General features: G+C 71.7%; 12 protein-coding genes and 1 pseudogene. 1 reads left to right on the top strand and 12 read right to left on the bottom strand.

Annotated elements, in window-relative coordinates; all coding sequences use genetic code 11:
• From ACZ6BB_RS37345 to ACZ6BB_RS37325, 5 genes and pseudogenes are all read right to left on the bottom strand, one after another.
• A pseudogene (locus ACZ6BB_RS37345) lies at positions 1-128 on the bottom strand (serine hydroxymethyltransferase); the annotation flags it as partial.
• 120 nt (positions 129-248) lie between these two features.
• Positions 249-1,430: an NAD(P)/FAD-dependent oxidoreductase gene (locus tag ACZ6BB_RS37340; RefSeq protein ID WP_471619567.1), complete on the bottom strand. Its 1,182-nt coding sequence runs from the start codon at positions 1,428-1,430 to the stop codon at positions 249-251.
• A 218-nt stretch (positions 1,431-1,648) separates the two neighbouring features.
• The gene (locus ACZ6BB_RS37335) at positions 1,649-2,782 is read right to left on the bottom strand and encodes an aromatic ring-hydroxylating oxygenase subunit alpha (RefSeq protein WP_471619566.1); all 1,134 of its coding nucleotides are present in this window, start codon (positions 2,780-2,782) and stop codon (positions 1,649-1,651) included.
• Between the two features lie 41 nt (positions 2,783-2,823).
• A complete protein-coding gene (locus ACZ6BB_RS37330; RefSeq protein ID WP_471619565.1) occupies positions 2,824-3,456 on the bottom strand; it encodes an MBL fold metallo-hydrolase in 633 nt (210 codons plus the stop codon).
• Complete coding sequence (locus ACZ6BB_RS37325) at positions 3,453-4,538, bottom strand: S-(hydroxymethyl)mycothiol dehydrogenase (protein WP_471619564.1); 1,086 nt, start codon at positions 4,536-4,538, stop codon at positions 3,453-3,455. The genes ACZ6BB_RS37330 and ACZ6BB_RS37325 overlap by 4 nt, the downstream gene beginning before the upstream one ends.
• 395 nt (positions 4,539-4,933) lie before the next feature.
• Here ACZ6BB_RS37325 and ACZ6BB_RS37320 point away from each other — a divergent pair, with 395 nt between their 5' ends.
• The gene (locus tag ACZ6BB_RS37320) at positions 4,934-5,731 is read left to right on the top strand and encodes an IclR family transcriptional regulator (RefSeq protein ID WP_471619563.1); all 798 of its coding nucleotides are present in this window, start codon (positions 4,934-4,936) and stop codon (positions 5,729-5,731) included.
• Positions 5,732-5,748: 17 nt separating this feature from the next.
• Here ACZ6BB_RS37320 and folP read toward each other — a convergent pair whose 3' ends face one another.
• The 7 genes from folP to ACZ6BB_RS37285 all read right to left on the bottom strand — a co-directional run bounded on the left by folP (position 5,749) and on the right by ACZ6BB_RS37285 (position 16,381).
• Positions 5,749-6,570, bottom strand: coding sequence for a dihydropteroate synthase (folP, locus tag ACZ6BB_RS37315; protein ID WP_471619572.1), 822 nt, complete (start codon positions 6,568-6,570; stop codon positions 5,749-5,751).
• Between the two features lie 137 nt (positions 6,571-6,707).
• On the bottom strand, positions 6,708-7,310 hold the full coding sequence (locus ACZ6BB_RS37310) for a sarcosine oxidase subunit gamma (protein ID WP_471619562.1): 603 nt from the start codon (positions 7,308-7,310) through the stop codon (positions 6,708-6,710).
• Positions 7,303-10,527, bottom strand: a complete 3,225-nt coding sequence (locus ACZ6BB_RS37305; RefSeq protein ID WP_471619561.1) for a sarcosine oxidase subunit delta family protein — start codon at positions 10,525-10,527, stop codon at positions 7,303-7,305. Before ACZ6BB_RS37305 ends, ACZ6BB_RS37310 begins: the two co-directional genes overlap by 8 nt.
• A gap of 11 nt (positions 10,528-10,538) precedes the next feature.
• Complete coding sequence (locus ACZ6BB_RS37300) at positions 10,539-11,771, bottom strand: sarcosine oxidase subunit beta family protein (protein ID WP_471619560.1); 1,233 nt, start codon at positions 11,769-11,771, stop codon at positions 10,539-10,541.
• 58 nt (positions 11,772-11,829) lie between these two features.
• On the bottom strand, positions 11,830-12,690 hold the full coding sequence (locus ACZ6BB_RS37295; RefSeq protein WP_471619559.1) for a bifunctional methylenetetrahydrofolate dehydrogenase/methenyltetrahydrofolate cyclohydrolase: 861 nt from the start codon (positions 12,688-12,690) through the stop codon (positions 11,830-11,832).
• Between the two features lie 37 nt (positions 12,691-12,727).
• Positions 12,728-15,166 carry a GcvT family protein gene (locus ACZ6BB_RS37290; RefSeq protein WP_471619558.1) on the bottom strand — a complete coding sequence of 813 codons (2,439 nt, stop codon included), beginning with the start codon at positions 15,164-15,166 and terminating at the stop codon, positions 12,728-12,730.
• Positions 15,167-15,403: 237 nt separating this feature from the next.
• Positions 15,404-16,381, bottom strand: a complete 978-nt coding sequence (locus tag ACZ6BB_RS37285) for an ABC transporter substrate-binding protein (RefSeq protein WP_471619557.1) — start codon at positions 16,379-16,381, stop codon at positions 15,404-15,406.
• Positions 16,382-16,391: the final 10 nt, after the last annotated feature.

The raw sequence follows: 16,391 nt of genomic DNA, 5'->3' as shown, positions 1-16,391 counted from the left end.
ACCGCCACCGGAGCGAAGTTCTCGGAGGCGATCATCTCCAGGGTGGACTGCTGGCGGTTCAGCTCGGCGTCGACGGCGGCGGCGACCTCGGGGTCGAGGTCGTGCAGGGACTGGTTGAACAGGGTCATCGGCGGTCTCCTGTGCGGGTTCCGGAGGGAGGAGGTGGGACGCTCACCGAGCGGGACGTTCACGAGCGGGACGTTCACGAACGGGACGTTCACGAACGGAGCGCTCACGAACGGGAGCGCTCAGGCCACGGCGACCGCGGCGGCGGGGACGAGCGTGCGGCGGAGCCTGTTGAAGAACTTCGGCTGGTCGAGGGAGAGCACGGCCACGGGGTTGCCCTCGTGCCGGTAGACGGCCGTGAACGTGCGGCTGTCGAGGTCGCCCTCGACGATCTCGGGCTCCGCGCCCGGGACGACGTACCCGGCGAGCTGGATGCGCGTGCGGTACTGGTCGGACCAGAAGTACGGGGCGGTGAGCGGGGCCGGGGCGGACACTCCGGTCAGCAGGGTCCGGGCGGCGGTCCTCGCCTGCTCGGTGGCGTTGCTCCAGTGCTCGATGCGGGCGTGGCGTCCGGTGAAGGGGTGGGGGCAGCGGGCCACGTCGCCCACGGCGACGACGCCCGGGACGGAGGTCGCGCAGCCGGAGTCGCACACCACGCCGTCGTCCACCAGGACCCCGGAGCCCGCGAGCCAGTCGGTGTTGGGCCGGACACCCACGCCGGCCACGACCACGTCGGCGGGCAGCACCCGCCCGTCCGCCAGGCGTACGCCGGTGACCCGGTCCCGGCCCAGCAGTTCGGCCACGCCGGTGCCGCACAGCAGGTCGACGCCGTGATCGGTGTGCAGGGAGGAGCACACCAGGCCCATCTCCCGGCCGAGTTGGCGCTCCAGCGGTACGTCGGCCGCCTCGACGAGGGTGACGTGCAGGCCGAGCCGGTGGGCGGTGGAGGCCACTTCGGCCCCGATGAAGCCGGCGCCGATGACGACGACCCTGGGGAGGCCGTCCAGCAACTCGGCCCGCAGGGCGAGGGCGTCGTCCAGGGTGCGCAGGGTGTGGACGCCGGCCCGCCCCTCGGCTCCGGGGATCGTGCGAGGACTCGCGCCGGTGGCGACGACCACACCGTGGGTGCGGATCCGGCGCCCTCCGGTCAGGGTGACGGTCCGGGCGACGGGGTCGAGACGGACCGCGCGTTCGCCGAGCAGCCAGTGCACGTCCAGGTCGTCGTACTCGGCGGCGTCCCCGAGCGCGAGCGCGTCGGCGTCGATGTCGCCCTTCAGGAAGTCCTTGGACAGCGGGGGGCGGTCGTAGGGGGTGTGGCGCTCCTCCCCCACGACGACGATCTCGCCGTCGTAGCCCTCTGCGCGCAGCGCGCGGACCGTGCTCAGGCCCGCCAGTGACGCTCCGACGACGGTGATGCTCCTCATGCGGGCTCCTGACGAAGGGGTGTCTCACATGGCACAACGACACGCGTTATGCGCAACATGGTTTCGGTGGAATTCGGGCGTGTCAAGAGGGCGGACCGCGGATCGTTTCCGATGACGATCCCTGTTGCGACGAACGCAACGACCCGTCCGTGGCCCGTCCACCTGCCGGAGGGACCGGAGCGGCAGGTGGACGGGGGTTTCGCGGGGGCGCCGGGAGGTCAGTGCGCGGGGCCGACGTCGAGCTTGTTCTGCAGCCAGGTGTGGAACTCGCCGATGTGGTGCTCACTGGGCACCAGCACACCGCCCTTGGCGTACGCCTTCGAGCTCATCGCCGGCTGGGTGCGCTCACAGGCGTCGAAGTCCTGCTGGTTCACCCGGTGGAACAGCTCCACCGAACGCTCCACGTCCTTGCCGCTGTCCACGACGTGGGGCAGGTACAGCCAGTCGCACTCCACGATCGTGCGGTCCGCCGCGACCGGGTACATGCGGTGGAAGATCACATGGTCGGGGACGAGGTTGATGAACACCTGCGGCCGGACGGTGATCGCGTAGTAACGGCGGTCCTGGTCCTCGGCCACACCCGGGATACGGTCCAGCCCCTCGGAACCGTCGACCGTGAAGCCCTGCACGTCCTCGCCGAACTCGGCGCCATGACCCACGTAGTACTGGGCGGCGTACCCGTCCGCGAACTCCGGCAGCACCTCGGTCAGTTCCGGATGGATCGTGGCGCAGTGATAGCACTCCATGAAGTTCTCGATGATCAGCTTCCAGTTCGCCTTCACGTCGTACGTGATCCGACGCCCCACCGACAGATTGTCGATGTCGTACCGCTCGATCGACTCCACGTCACCGAGCCGCTCGACGACCGCGCCCAGCACCTCCGCCTCGAAGGACGGCGGCTCGTCGGCGAGGCACACCCACACATAGCCCAGCCACTCCCGCACATGGACATTGATCAGGCCGTACTCGGTCCGGTCGATGTCCGGCATCGACGTCAGGTTGGGCGCGGCGACCAGCTTGCCGTCCAGGCCGTACGTCCAGGCGTGGTAGGGGCACTGGAAGGCCCGCTTGACCTCGCCGGACTCCTCGGTGCACAGCTTGGCCCCGCGGTGCCGGCAGATGTTGAGGAACGCCTTGACCGACCCGTCCCGGGAGCGCGAGACGAGGACGCTCTCCCGTCCGACCTGGTAGGTGCGGAAGGCGCCGGGCCTGGCCAGTTCGGAGGCGCGGGTCACGCAGAACCACATGGCCTCGAAGACCCGCTCCTGCTCCTGGGCGAAGACTCCGGGGTCCGTGTAGTACTCGCCGGACAGCGTGGGGATCAGGCTGGGCGGCAGATTCGTGAGGGTCATCGAGTCACCTTCGGAAAATTCGGAAACGATGGCGGGGCTGTTCAGTGGCCGCGGGCGATCCACTCGTCGAGATGGGGCGCCTCGGCCCCGATCGTGGTGGTGTCGCCGTGACCGGTGTGGACGGTGGTGTCGGCGGGGAGCGTCAGCAGCCGGTCCCGGACGGAGGCGATGATGGTGCCGAAGTCCGAGAACGAGCGGCCGGTGGCTCCGGGGCCGCCCCGGAAGAGGGTGTCGCCGGAGAACAGGGCGTTCAGCCCGGGTGCGTGGAGGCAGACCGCGCCGGGCGAGTGGCCGGGAGTGTGGAGCACCGTCAGCTCGACACCGGCGACGGTCAGGGTCTCGCCCGCGGCCAGTTCCCGGAAGCCGGGCGCCTCCTCGCCGTGCGCCATCCTCCACAGCACGGTGTCGGCGGGGTGGAGCAGGACGGGCGCGCCGTGGCGGGCGGCCAGGGCCGGGGCGGCGTTGACGTGGTCGTTGTGGGCGTGGGTGCACACGACGGCGACCAGGCGGCGGCCGCCGACGGCGGCCGTGATGGCGTCCGCGTCGTGCGCGGCGTCGACGACCAGGACCTCCTCGTCGTCGCCGACCAGCCAGACGTTGTTGTCGACCTCCCAGGTGCCGCCGTCCAGTTCGAAGGTGCCGGAGGTGACGAGACGCTCGACGCGGGCGGTCACAGGACCACCACCGAACGCAGGACGTCGCCGTGGTGCATCTTGGCGAACGCCTCCTCCACGTCGTCGAGGCCGATGGTCTCGGTGACGAACTCGCCGAGGTCGAAGCGGCCCTGGAGGTAGAGGTCGATCAGGGCGGGGAAGTCGCGGGAGGGCAGGCAGTCGCCGTACCAGGAGGACTTCAGCGCGCCGCCGCGTCCGAACACGTCCAGCAGCGGCAGTTCGAGCTTCAGCTCGGGCGTGGGGACTCCCACGAGGACGGCGGTGCCGGCCAGGTCGCGGGCGTAGAAGGCCTGCTCGAAGGTCTCGGGGCGGCCCACCGCGTCCACGACGACGTCCGCGCCGAAGCCGCCGGTGAGTTCGCGGATCGCCTCGACGGCGTCGGTCCTGGAGGAGTCGACGGTGTCGGTGGCGCCGAACCGCTCGGCCCACTTCAGCTTCCGCTCGTCGACGTCGACGGCGATGATGCGGCCGGCGCCGGCGACCTTGCCGCCCGCGATCGCGGCCATGCCCACCCCACCGCAGCCGATCACCGCGAGGGAGTCCCCGCGTCCCACGCCGCCGGTGTTGACCGCCGCGCCGAAGCCGGCCATCACACCGCAGCCGAGGAGACCCGCGGCGGCGGGCGCGGCCATCGGGTCCACCTTGGTGCACTGCCCGGCGGCGACCAGGGTCTTCTCGGCGAAGGCGCCGATACCGAGGGCCGGGGAGAGCGGGGTGCCGTCGAGCAGGGTCATCGGCCGGGTCGCGTTGTGCGTGGCGAAGCAGTACCAGGGCCTGCCCCTGCGACAGGCGCGGCAGGTGCCGCAGACGGCGCGCCAGTTGAGGATGACGAAGTCGCCGGGAGCGACGTCGGTGACGCCCTCGCCGACGGACTCCACCACACCCGCGGCCTCATGGCCGAGCAGGAAGGGGAACGCGTCGTTGATCCCGCCCTGCCGGTAGTGCAGGTCGGTGTGGCAGACGCCGCAGGCCTGCACCCGCACCAGCGCCTCTCCGGGGCCGGGGTCCGGCACCAGGACGGTCTCCACCGAGACCGGGGCGCCCTGTGTGCGGGCGACGACGGCGCGTACCTCGTGTGTCACGGTCGATCTCCTCGTCGAGGGACGGCCGAATCCTGCTTCGGCCGGATGTGCTGGATGGCGGGCGGACGCCGATCGCTCCCCGGAGCTGTCGGCGAGGGAGGGGAGGGGAGGGAGGGGCTTCATCGGCGTCCGGTAGGGGACCGTGGCCGAGCCACCGTTCACCGCGTTCCATATAGCGCAACTATCTTCGCTATGAGCAACGACGACCAAACTGTCTCCTTGGGGGCACCCACTGTCAAGAGGTCGGTCGCACCGACTTGCCCGGCCCCCCTCGGCGCCGCCCTCTTCCCCGGACGGGAAGGGCCGTGCGACCATGCGGGCGATCGGTTCCGGCCAGGTCCGCCCGGAAGCGCGACCCCCTCGGATCTTCGGGCGCGGCTGCGTATAGTTGCACTATGAGCAACTACGCGGCAGAGGGCGCAACAACGGGGCCCGCGGTGAACGGTGTGCAGTCCGTCGACCGCGCCGTCAGCGTGCTGGAGATCCTCGCCCAGCGCGGGGAGGCCGGTGTCAGCGAGGTCGCCGCCGAGATCGACGTCCACAAATCCACCGCGTTCCGGCTCCTCGGGGCGCTGGAGGCACGCGGACTGGTCGAGCAGACGGCCGAACGGGGCAAGTACCGGCTCGGTTTCGGCATCGTGCGGCTCGCCGGCGCCGTCACGGGCAGGCTCGACATCACCCAGCAGGGCCGGCAGGTCTGCGAGCGGCTCAGCGAGGAGATCGGCGAGACCGTCAACATCGCGGTGCTGCAGGAGCACTACGCGGTCAACCTCCACCAGGTACGCGGACCGGGCGCGGTCGGCACCCACAACTGGGTCGGCCAGCTCACCCCCGTGCACGCCACGTCCAGCGGCAAGATCCTGCTGGCCCATCTGTCGGAGCGGCGCCGCGCCGAGGTGCTGGAGGCGTCCGGGCTGCAGAAACTGACGCCCCACACCCTGACCGCCCGCACCAGGCTGGAGAAGGACCTCGCCGAGGCACGGACACGCGGCTACGCGGTGACGCTGGAGGAACTGGAGATCGGACTCCACGCGATGGCGGCCCCGATCCGCTCCCGCGAGGGCGAGGTCGTCGCCGCGCTCAGCGCCTCCGGCCCGGCCTACCGCTTCACCGAGGAGCGCATGCGCGCACTCGTGCCCGTGCTGACGCGGGGGGCCGAGGAGATCAGCCGCAGGATGGGCTATCTGGGCTGACCGCCCGCGCGGAACGCTCAGCCCAGCGGCGTCCGCGCCGCCGCCTCGGCGCCCCAGCGGGCCGTCACCCGCACCGCGTCCAGCGTCGAGGCGACGTCGTGCACCCGCAGGCACCACACGCCCTGTGCGGCGGCGAGCACGGACACGGCGGTGGTCGCCGCGTCACGCTCCCGCGCCGGGCGCGGCTCCCCCGTCGTCCGGTCGGCCAGCAGCCGGCCCAGGAACGCCTTGCGGGACGCGCCCAGCAGGACGGGACGGCCCAGCGCGCGGACCTCCCCGAGACGGGCCATCAGCTCCCAGTTGTGCTCGGGCGTCTTGGCGAAGCCCAGCCCGGGATCGACGATCAGCGAGCCGGGCGGTACGCCCGCCTCCAGGGCGGCGTCGATCCGCAGCCGCACCTCGCCGAGCACCTCGTCGACCACGTCGCCGTAGACGGCGTTCGCCTGCATCCCGGCGGAGTGGCCACGCCAGTGCATCAGCACGTACGGCACCCCCGCCCGCGCCATCAGGGGCAGCGTCCCCGGGTCCGCGAGGCCCCCCGAGACGTCGTTGACCAGCCGTGCGCCCGCCTCCAGTGCGCGGGCGGCGACCTCGGCCCGCATGGTGTCGACACTGACGACCGCGCCCGCCGCCGCGAGGTCCCGGACGACGGGCAGCACCCGCCGCAGTTCCTCCTCGACCGGCGGGCGCACCGCGCCGGGGCGGGTCGACTCGCCGCCCACGTCCACGATGTCCGCGCCCTGCTCCAGCAGGGCGCGGCCATGGGCCACGGCCGCGTCGGCCGCGTACGACAGCCCGCCGTCGGAGAACGAGTCCGGCGTGACGTTGACGACGCCCATCACCAGCGTCCGGCCGGGCCTCGGCAGCCCCCGAGGGTGCAGGTCCGGCGTGCCCGGGTGCGAGGACGTGGCGGGGGCGTGGATCGTGACGGTCACCGGTGTCCGACTTTCGACGTGCTGACAGGGGCCCGCATACCTCAGACGTACTCCGTCGCCGCGTCGAGCAGCCACTCGGCCAGATACCCGGCGAACGACGAGCGGACCAGGACCCAGAAACCCGCGCTGGGCTCCTCCCGCGCGACCAGGACGACCTGGGTGCGGCCCAGGGTGGTCTGGGCGCAGCGGCCGGGGCCGAAGGCCCTCGGGTGCAGGTCCAGCGAGCAGCCGTGGGCCAGCAGGTCACGGGCGCCCGCGCCGGCCACGAGCACCGTGGTGCGCTGCGCGGAGACGTCGGTGACCGAGACCGGCTCCTCCCCCGCGGCCTGGCGGATCCGGCTCTCCAGCTCGCGCTCGCCGCCCGGCGGCCCCACGAGCAGCCACTCGTCGGGGCCGAGCCACAGTGCGGTCAGCTCCCCCGCGCGGACGACGGTGTCGGGCTCCAGGGGCAGGGGCAGGCCCAGCGCGAGGCCGACGGCGTCCGCCGCCGCCCCCTTGGCGTCGAGACGCACGTCGAGCTGGGTGAGGAAGGGGAGTTCGGCCAGCCGGATCGTGCCCCCGGAGGCACGGGTGGCGGCGGCCAGCCGGTCGGCGGCCCCGGACAGGGGGCTGCGGGGCCGGGAGGTCAGGGCGGTGTCAGCCATCGCGGCGGGCTCCCTCGGGGTCGTAGAGGACGGGGCTCGCGACGGTCACGGGGACCAGTCGGCCACCCACGGGGGCGTACAGCCGCTCGCCGATGCGGTCCCGGCCGCCCTTGACCAGGGCGAGCGCGAAGGTCCGGCCGAGGGCGGCACTGCGGTAGCTGGAGGTGACGTGGCCGAGCATCGGGACGGGCGGGGCCGGCAGCACGCTGTCGGCGACCAGATGGGTGCCCTCGGGGAGGAAGTCGCCCGGGTCCTCGGGCAGCAGGCCGACCAGGTGCTTGCGGTCGGGCCGGACGGTGTCGGGGCGGGTGTAGGACCGCTTGCCGACGAAGTCCGGCTTCTTCTTGGAGACCACCCAGCTCATCCCTAGGTCCTGCGGGGTGACCGTGCCGTCGGTGTCCTGGCCGATGATCGGGTACCCCTTCTCGGCGCGCAGGACGTGCATGGTCTCGGTGCCGTACGGGGTGATGCCGTACGGGGCGCCGGCCTCGTACAGCGCCTCCCAGAGCGTCAGGGCCTCCCAGGGCGACACGTTGATCTCGTAGGCGAGTTCGCCGGAGAAGCTGATCCGGCAGACCCGGGCCTCGATGCCCGCGACGGTGGTCTCGCGCCAGGCCATGAACGGGAAGTCCTCGTTGGCGACGGCGAGTCCGGGTGCGAGGGAGCCGATCACCTCGCGGGACTTCGGGCCGACCAGGGCGACCGTGGCCCACTGTTCGGTCACGGAGGTGCAGTGGACCTTGAGTTCGGGCCACTCCGTCTGGAGCCACTCCTCCATCCAGTCGAGCACGGTGGCGGCGTTGCCGGTCGTCGTGGTGACCAGGTAGCGGTCCCGGTCGACCCGGATGACCGTGCCGTCGTCGAAGACCATGCCGTCGGGGCGGCACATGACCCCGTAACGGATCATGCCGACCTTCAGGGTGCTCATCATGTTGGTGTAGAGCAGGTCGAGGAAGACACCGGCGTCCGGGCCCTGGACGTCGATCTTGCCGAGGGTGGAGGCGTCCATGAAGCCCACGCCCTCACGGGTCGCCGCGCACTCGCGCAGCACGGCGCTCTCCATGTCCTCGCCGTCCCGCGGGTAGTACCAGGGGCGCTTCCACTGGCCGACGTTCTCGAACAGCGCGCCGTGCCCGACGTGCCACTCGTGGAGCGCGGTCGTGCGGACCGGGTCGCTCAGCACGCCCCGGTCGCGGCCCGCGAGGGCGGCGAAGGAGACCGGTGTGTACGGCGGGCGGAAGGTGGTCGTACCGAGGGAGGAGACGTCGACGCCGAGGAGTTCGGCGACGACCCCGCCGGCCAGCACGCCGGAGGTCTTGCCCTGGTCGTTGGCGGTGCCGGCCGTGGTGTACCGCTTGGTGTGCTCCACCGAGCGCAGGCCGGCGCCGGTCGCGCGGGCCAGGTCGGCCACCGTGACGTCGCGCTGGAGGTCGACGAACCGGGGGGCGTCCGACTCGCCCGGGACGACGTACACATGCATGGCCGGGGTCGGTCGTGGCTGCGCCGGCACGGCGGGGAGGCGGGGTACCTCGGGCGTGTACCCCTCGGCCTCGATCGCGCGGGCACCGGCGGCGGCGCCCTGGGCGAGGGCACCGGCGGTGTCGAAGAGACCGCTCGCGCTGCCCACGACCTCGACGGCCTGGCGGCCGGTGTCGGGCACGAAGGAGCCCAGTGTCGCGTCGTGGCGCAGCTTGCCGCCGGACTGGCTGAACAGGTGCGCCGCCGGGTTCCAGCCGCCGGAGACCAGCAGCAGGTCGGCGGCGAACTCCCGTTGTCCGGCGGACTCCCCGTACGGGGCGACGGTCACGGCGGTGAGGCGGGACTCGCCCTCCGTGCCGGTGACGGCGTGCCCGGCCAGGACCTCGATGCCGGCGGCCGTGGCGCGCTCGGCCCACTCCCCCGGTTCGGGGCGGGTGTCGACGATCGCGGTGACGGCCAGGCCCGCCGAGGCGAGGTCCAGGGCCGCCGCGTAGGCGCTGTCGTTGGTGGTGAAGACGACCGCGTTGCGGCCGGGCAGGGCGCCGTGGCGGTTGACGTGGGTGCGGGCCGAGGAGGCCAGCATCACGCCGGGGCGGTCGTTGTCCGCGAAGGCCAGGGAGCGTTCGTGGGCGCCGGTGGCGAGGACGACGCGGCGGGCGCGGATGCGCCAGACGCGTTCCCGGGAGACGTCCGCGGGTGCCGCGCCCCCCAGGTGGTTGGTGCGGCGCTCGACGGCGAGGAGGTGGTTGTCGTCGTAGTAGCCGAAGACGGTGGTGCGGCGCAGGACGCGGACCTCGGGGGCGGCGTCGAGCAGGCCGGCGGTCTCACCGACCCAGTCGAGGTGCTCGGCGGTGCCGAGGAGGCTGCCGCCGAGTTCCGGCTGGTCGTCGGCGAGGATGACGCGGGCGCCGCTGTTCGCGGCCGCGGCGGCGGCCGCGAGGCCGGCCGGGCCCGCGCCCACGACCAGCAGGTCGCAGTGCGCGTGCACGGCGTCGTAGCGGGCCGGGTCGGGTTCGGTGGCGAGGCGGCCCTGGCCGGGGAGGCTGGTGGCGACCAGGCCGTCGTACAGCTCGACGGTGGTCGCGGGGAGCATCGGCTCGGGGAACGGTTCCTCGATCTGGATGACCGCGTTGGGTTCCTCGACGCCGGCGGAGAAGATGCCCCGGGGTCGGCCGAGCTTGATGCTGGTGCCCGCGTGGATGACGCCGTTGGCGAGGAGGGCGGAGGCGAGGGTGTCGCCCCGGTGGCCCTGGTACTCGGTGCCGTCGAAGGTGAAGGTGAGGAGGGTGTCGCGGTCGACGCGGCCTCGGGTGGGGTGGCGGAAGGGCTGGGTGGTCTCGGCCCCGGCGCCCCTGCCCGTCCCGTCCTGAAGGGGCTGCGCCCCCTCGGCCCCGGGCCCCGCTTCGGCCTGAACGGCCTCGTCCTCGAACGCCGGACGGGCTGGTGCTGCCGGCCTCGGTTCGGGTGTCGGCGGGCGTTCCTCGCCCGAGCGGTACACCGAGAGGATCTCGTTCGTGGACGTGTCGCGGACCGCGTTGAACCAGCGGCGGCAGCCCGCCGCGTGGCTCCAGCGTTCGGCGAACGGGCCCTTGGTGTTGTCGCGGAAAAAGAGGTAGCGGGCCCACTCCTCGTCGGTGAGGGCCGAGGGGTTCTCGGGGTAGGCCACGTGGGCCTGGCCGCCGTAGTGGAACTCGGCCTCGTCGCGGGGCCCGCACCACGGGCAGGTGATGAGCAGCATGGTTGGGCTCCCTAGTGGGCCACCGCGGCCGCGCCGTGCTCGTCGACGAGCGCGCCGGTGGTGAAACGGTCGAGCGAGAAGGGGGCGTTGAGGGCGTGCGGGGTGTCGTGGGCGATGGTGTGGGCGTAGACCCAGCCGACGCCCGGGGTTGCCTTGAACCCGCCCGTTCCCCAGCCGCAGTTGAGATAGAGGTTGTCGACGGGGCTGAGCCCGACGATCGGCGAGGCGTCGGGGCTGACGTCGACGATGCCGCCCCAGGTGCGCAGCACGTGGGCGCGGGCGAAGACCGGGAACAGTTCCAGGGCCGCGGCCATCTGCTCCTCGATGATGTGGAAGGCACCGCGCTGCGTGTACGAGTTGTACGCGTCGATGCCCGCGCCCATCACCAGCTCGCCCTTGTGCGCCTGGCTGACGTACACGTGGACGGCGTTGGACATCACGACCGTGGGGTGCACCGGCTCCAGGAGTTCGGAGACCAGGGCCTGCAGCGGGTGGGACTGGACAGGGAGCTGGATGCCCGCCATGGCGGCGAGGACCGAGGTGTGGCCCGCCGAGCAGAGGGCGACCTTGCCGGCCGCGATGCGGCCCCGTGTCGTGCGGACGCCGACGACCCGGTTGTCGACCACGTCGAGGCCGGTGACCTCGCAGTTCTGGATGATGTCGATGCCGGCGGCGTCGGCGGAGCGGGCCAGGCCCCAGGCCACGTGGTCGTGCTTGGCGATGCCCGCGCGCGGCTGGTAGGTCGCGCCGAGGACCGGGTAGCGCACGTCCGGCGAGATGTTGACGATCGGGCAGACGTCCTTGACGCCGTCGGCGTCGAGCCATTCCGCGTCCACGCCGTTGAGGCGGTTGGCCTCCACCCGGCGCACGCTGTCGCGGACGTCCTGGAGGCTGTGCGCGAGGTTCAGCACACCGCGCTGGGAGAAGAGGATCGGGTAGTCGAGCTCCTCCTCCAGCCCCTCCCAGAGCTTGAGGGCGTGCTCGTAGATGCCGGCGCTCTCGTCCCACAGGTAGTTGGAGCGGATGATCGTGGTGTTGCGGGCCATGTTGCCGCCGCCGAGCCAGCCCTTCTCCAGCACCGCGACATCGGTGATGCCGTGGTTCTTCGCCAGATAGTGGGCCGTGGCCAGACCGTGGCCGCCGCCGCCGACGATCACTACGTCGTACGACTTCTTCGGCTCGGGGTCACGCCACAGCCAGTCGGGGTGCTCGGGGAGGTCTGCGCCGGGGGTACGGGGGCTCATCGGACGTCTCCGTCTTCCGAAGGGTACGGGTACTGCGGGTACACAGGGACGTGCGCGTTCATACGGCGGTGGCGTTCCTCTCGGCGGCCTCGACGACGTTGGCCAGCAACATCGCGCGGGTCATGGGGCCCACTCCGCCGGGCATCGGCGCGATCCAGCCGGCGACCTGGGCGGCGTCCGGGTGGATGTCGCCGACCAGGCCCTGGTCGGTGCGGGTGATGCCGACGTCCAGGACGGCCGCGCCGGTGCGCAGCATGTCCTTGGTGATCAGTCCGGGTGAGCCGGCGGCCGCGATGACGATGTCGGCCTCCCGGGTGTGCCAGGCCAGGCCCTTGGTGCCGGTGTGGCACAGGGTCACGGTGGCGTTCTCGGAGCGGCGGGTGAGCAGCAGGCCGATGGGACGGCCGACGGTGATGCCCCGGCCGACCACGCAGACCCGGGCGCCGGCGAGCGGCACCTCGTGGCGGCGCAGGAGTTCGACGATGCCGCGCGGGGTGCAGGGCAGCGGGGCGTCGACGCCGAGGGTGAGCCGGCCGAGGTTGACGGGGTGCAGGCCGTCGGCGTCCTTGGCCGGGTCCATGCGTTCCAGTACGGCGTTGGCGTCGAGGTGGCGGGGCAGCGGGAGCTGGACGATGTAGCCGGTGCAGGCCGGGTCGGCGTTCAGCTCGTCGATGACGTCCTCGACCTGCTGCTGGGTGGCGTCTGCGGGCAGGTCGCGGCGGATGGAGGCGATGCCGACCTGGGCGCAGTCGCGGTGCTTGCCGGCGACATAGGCGTGGCTGCCTGGGTCCTCGCCGACCAGGACGGTGCCGAGGCCCGGCGGGCGGCCGCCGGTGGCGGTCAACTTGGCCACCCGCTCCGTGAGTTCGCGGCGGATGTCGGCGGCGGTCGCCTTGCCGTCGAGCAACTGTGCGTTCACCGGCGGTGTTCCTTCCCTCTTCGGTCGTGGCCGGGTGTCAGCCACGCAGGCGGGACATGGTGGGGTCGAACAGGGGCTCCTCGGTGACGACGGCCTCGACGCGCTGGTCGAAGTAGCCGATGTGCAGCACGGTCCCGGGGGCCGTGAGTTCCGTCGGGAGCCAGGCGTAGGCGATGCCCTTGCCGATGGTGTAGCCGTAGGCGGCGCTGGTGACGTAGCCGACCGGCCGGTCCCCGTCGAAGACGGGTTCCTTGCCGAGGACGACCGACCGGGGGTCGTCGATGACGAGGCAGGACAGCTTGCGCCGGACGTTCTCCTTGCGGCGCAGCAGCGCGGCCTTGCCGACGAAGTCGTCCTTGTCGAGCTTGACGGCGAAGCCGACGCCGGCCTCGTAGGGGTCGTGCTCGTAGGTCATGTCGGTGCCGAAGGAGCGGTAGCCCTTCTCCAGGCGGAGGCTGTTGAAGGCGCCGCGGCCGGCGATGACCCCGCCGAGCGGCCTGGCCGCCTCCCACAGGGTGTCCCAGAGCTTCTGGCCCTGGTCGGCGGTGGTGTAGATCTCCCAGCCGAGTTCGCCCACGTAGCTCAGGCGCATCGCGGTGACGGGAACCGAGCCGATGTACGCCTGCTTGGCGCGGAAGTACTTCAGGCCGTCGTTGCTGAAGTCGGCGTCGGTGAGGGGCTGGAGGACCTTGCGGGCCAGCGGGCCCCACAGGCCGACGCAGCAGGTGCCGGGGGTGATGTCGCGGACCTGGACCGTGCCGTCGGCCGGGAGGTGGCGGGTGATCCAGTCCAGGTCGAGGTTGCCGTTGGCGCCGATCTGGAACGTGTCGTGGGCGAGCCGGGCGACGGTGACGTCGCTGCGGATGCCGCCGTCGTGGTCGAGGAAGAGGGTGTAGGTCACCGAGCCGACGGATTTGGCGACCTTGCCGGTGCACAGGCGCTCCAGGAGGTCGGCGGCGCCGGGGCCGCTCACCTCCAGGCGCTTGAGGGCCGTCATGTCGTACATCGCGACGGTCTCGCGGGTGGCCTGGGCCTCGGCGCCGACGATCGGGGACCAGAAGCGCGCGGCCCAGTCGCCCGGGGTGGGGATGGAGCGGCCCTCGACGAGGCCGGCGTTGGCCTCGTACCACTGCGGGCGCTCCCAGCCGTTCGCCTCCAGGAAGAAGGCGCCGTGCTCCTGCTGGCGGGCGTGGAAGGGGCTGGTGCGGATCGGGCGCGGGTCCCCGGACGGCTGGAGGGGGTGGAGGATGTCGTAGACCTCGACGAAGTTCTGGCAGTCGCGGGCCAGGACGTACTCCGGGGAGAGCTGGTGCGGCTCGAAGCGGTTGACGTCGCACTCGTGCAGGTCGAAGGAGGAGCAGTGGCCGTCGACCAGCCATTCGGCCATGGCCCGGCCGACGCCGGCGGAGTGGGTGACCCAGACCGCCTCGGCGACCCAGAAGCCCTTGACGTCCCTGGACTCGCCGAGCAGCGGGAAGTTGTCGGTGGTGAAGGAGAACAGGCCGTTGATGCCCTCCTCGATGTTCGCCTCCTTGGTGGAGGGAAGCAGTGCCTGGGTCTCGGTCCAGGCGTCCGCGAAGTCGTCCTCGGTGAACTTCAGGACCGACGGCATGCTGTCGGCCTCGTCCACGGAGAGGATCTCGTCGGCGGTGATGGGCATCGGGCGGTGGCCGTAGTAGCCGATGCCGATGCCGTCGAAGCGGTCGCGGTAGTAGAGGTCGGCGTCCTGGTGGCGCAGGATCGGGCGGATCGCCTCCTCGGTCTGGCCGGCGAGGGCCGGGATCGGGCCGGTCCAGGCGAGTTGATGGGCCAGCGGGGTCAGCGGGAGGTTCATGCCGACCATGCGGGCGATCCTCGGGCCCCAGATGCCGGCGCAGCACACGACGATGTCGGCCGGGATCTCGCCCTGGTCGGTCAGGACGCCGGTGACCTCGCCGTCGGCCTTCAGGACGTCCAGGACCTCGTGGCGGGCCAGGAAGGTCACACCGCGCTCGGTGGCCCGGCGGATCTGCGCCTCGACGGCGAGGACGGCCTTGGCGAGGCCGTCGGTGGGGACCAGGAGGCCGCCGAGGACCTTGTCGGGGTTGACGAGCGGGTGCTGTTCGAGGCATTCGTCCGCGGTGAGCAGGCGGGCCTCGATGCCCCATGCGGTGATCCAGCCGTGCCGGCGGCGCAGTTCGGTCAGGCGCTCGGGGGTGGTGGCCACTTCGAGGCCGCCGACCTGGAGGAAGCAGGGCTTGCCGTCCACGTCGAGGGAGCAGAACTTCTCGACGGTGTACCGGGCCAGCTCGGTCATCGTCTTGGAGGAGTTCGTCTGGAAGACCAGGCCCGGGGCGTGTGAGGTGGAGCCCCCGGTGGCGGGGAGCGGGCCCTGGTCGACCACGGTCACCTCGGTCCAGCCTCGTGCGGAGATCTCGTCCGCGAGAGCCGCTCCCACGACTCCCGCTCCGATGATGACCACTCGGGGTCCCGCCATCGCCGCACCTCCGGTCTGTTGATCAGCCGAGCCGATCGAGTTGCTGTTTACGCAACGCGGTTCAGGTTGCGCAACTCAATGTGCCTTCCGCGCAGGTGGGTGTCAAGGGTCCCGGGACCTCGGAAAACAGGGGGAGAACAGGGCCCGGACACGGCGATGCCCGGTGGGCGGCACGCATCCCGCGCGCGCCGCCCACCGGGCATGGTCCGACCGGATTCCCGCGTCCGGTCCGCGCCCCTACTTGAGCCAGGCGTCCACCTTGACGCGGTTGGCGTCGACCCACTTCTTGGCCGCGGCCTCGGGCGTCATCTTGTCCACGGCGATGTACTTGGCCACGATGTTCTGGTCGTCGTTCGTCCAGCTGAAGTTCTTCACCAGGTCATAGGCGGGGCTGCCCGACTCGGCGAACTTCTTGGCCACGATCTTGTCCAGCGTGTAGACCGGGTAGTCGCAGGCGACCTTCTCGGCGTCGGCGTCGCAGCCCTGCTTGTAGTCGGGCAGCTTGACCTTCGCCAGCGGGACCTCGGACATGAACCACTGGGGCTCGTAGAAGTAGCCGATCACCCATTCCTTGTTCTTCTCCGCCTTGCGGAAGGTCTGGATGAGGGCCGTCTCACTGCCCGCGTACACGACCTTGTAGTCCAGCTTCAGGTTCTTGACCAGCGCCTCGTCGTTGGTGACGAACGACGGGTCGCCGTCGAGGAGCTGGCCCTTGCCGCCGGACTCGGAGGTCTTGAACTTCGCCGCGTACTTGTTCAGGTTCTTCCAGTCGGTGATGTCCGGGTGCGCCTTGGCCAGCCACGGCGGCACGTACCAGCCGATCAGGCCCTCGTTGCCCGTCGCACCCGCCTCCACGGCGGTCTTCTGGTCGGTGATGTACTTCTTCTTCAGGTCGTCGTGGCCCCAGTTCTCGACGACCGCGTCGACCTCACCGGTTCCGAAGCCCTGCCAGGCGATCTCCTCCTTCAGGTCCTTCTTGGTGACCTTGCAGCCGAGGTCGTTCTGCGCGACGTAGGCGATGACCGCCGCGTTGGCCTCGTAGCCGACCCACGGGTTGACCGCGAGGTTGAAGGTGCCGCACTTGGCGGAGCTGCCCGAGCCGCCCGCCTCCGAGGACTCGTCACCGACCTTCGCACCGCCGCAGGCGGTGAGGGTGAGGCCGAGAACCGCCAGGCCGGCCGCGCCGGCCATCCATCGTCTTGCTTGCCTTGCCATGGTCACTTGC

The sequence above is a fragment of the Streptomyces sp. NPDC041108 genome (assembly GCF_055592645.1).
Note: the sequence above shows the minus strand (reverse complement) of the source record. Positions and strands in the feature narration are given on the sequence as shown.

Excerpts from the sequence above, each read along its gene's own strand:
- ACZ6BB_RS37340 (WP_471619567.1), bottom strand. The coding sequence starts at position 1,430 with ATGAGGAGCATCACCGTCGTCGGAGCGTCACTGGCGGGCCTGAGCACG.
- ACZ6BB_RS37285 (WP_471619557.1), bottom strand. The coding sequence starts at position 16,381 with ATGGCAAGGCAAGCAAGACGATGGATGGCCGGCGCGGCCGGCCTGGCG.
- ACZ6BB_RS37300 (WP_471619560.1), bottom strand. The coding sequence starts at position 11,771 with ATGAGCCCCCGTACCCCCGGCGCAGACCTCCCCGAGCACCCCGACTGG.
- ACZ6BB_RS37335 (WP_471619566.1), bottom strand. The coding sequence starts at position 2,782 with ATGACCCTCACGAATCTGCCGCCCAGCCTGATCCCCACGCTGTCCGGC.
- ACZ6BB_RS37305 (WP_471619561.1), bottom strand. The coding sequence starts at position 10,527 with ATGCTGCTCATCACCTGCCCGTGGTGCGGGCCCCGCGACGAGGCCGAG.
- ACZ6BB_RS37290 (WP_471619558.1), bottom strand. The coding sequence starts at position 15,166 with ATGGCGGGACCCCGAGTGGTCATCATCGGAGCGGGAGTCGTGGGAGCG.
- ACZ6BB_RS37320 (WP_471619563.1), top strand. The coding sequence starts at position 4,934 with ATGAGCAACTACGCGGCAGAGGGCGCAACAACGGGGCCCGCGGTGAAC.
- ACZ6BB_RS37310 (WP_471619562.1), bottom strand. The coding sequence starts at position 7,310 with ATGGCTGACACCGCCCTGACCTCCCGGCCCCGCAGCCCCCTGTCCGGG.
- folP (WP_471619572.1), bottom strand. The coding sequence starts at position 6,570 with ATGGGCGTCGTCAACGTCACGCCGGACTCGTTCTCCGACGGCGGGCTG.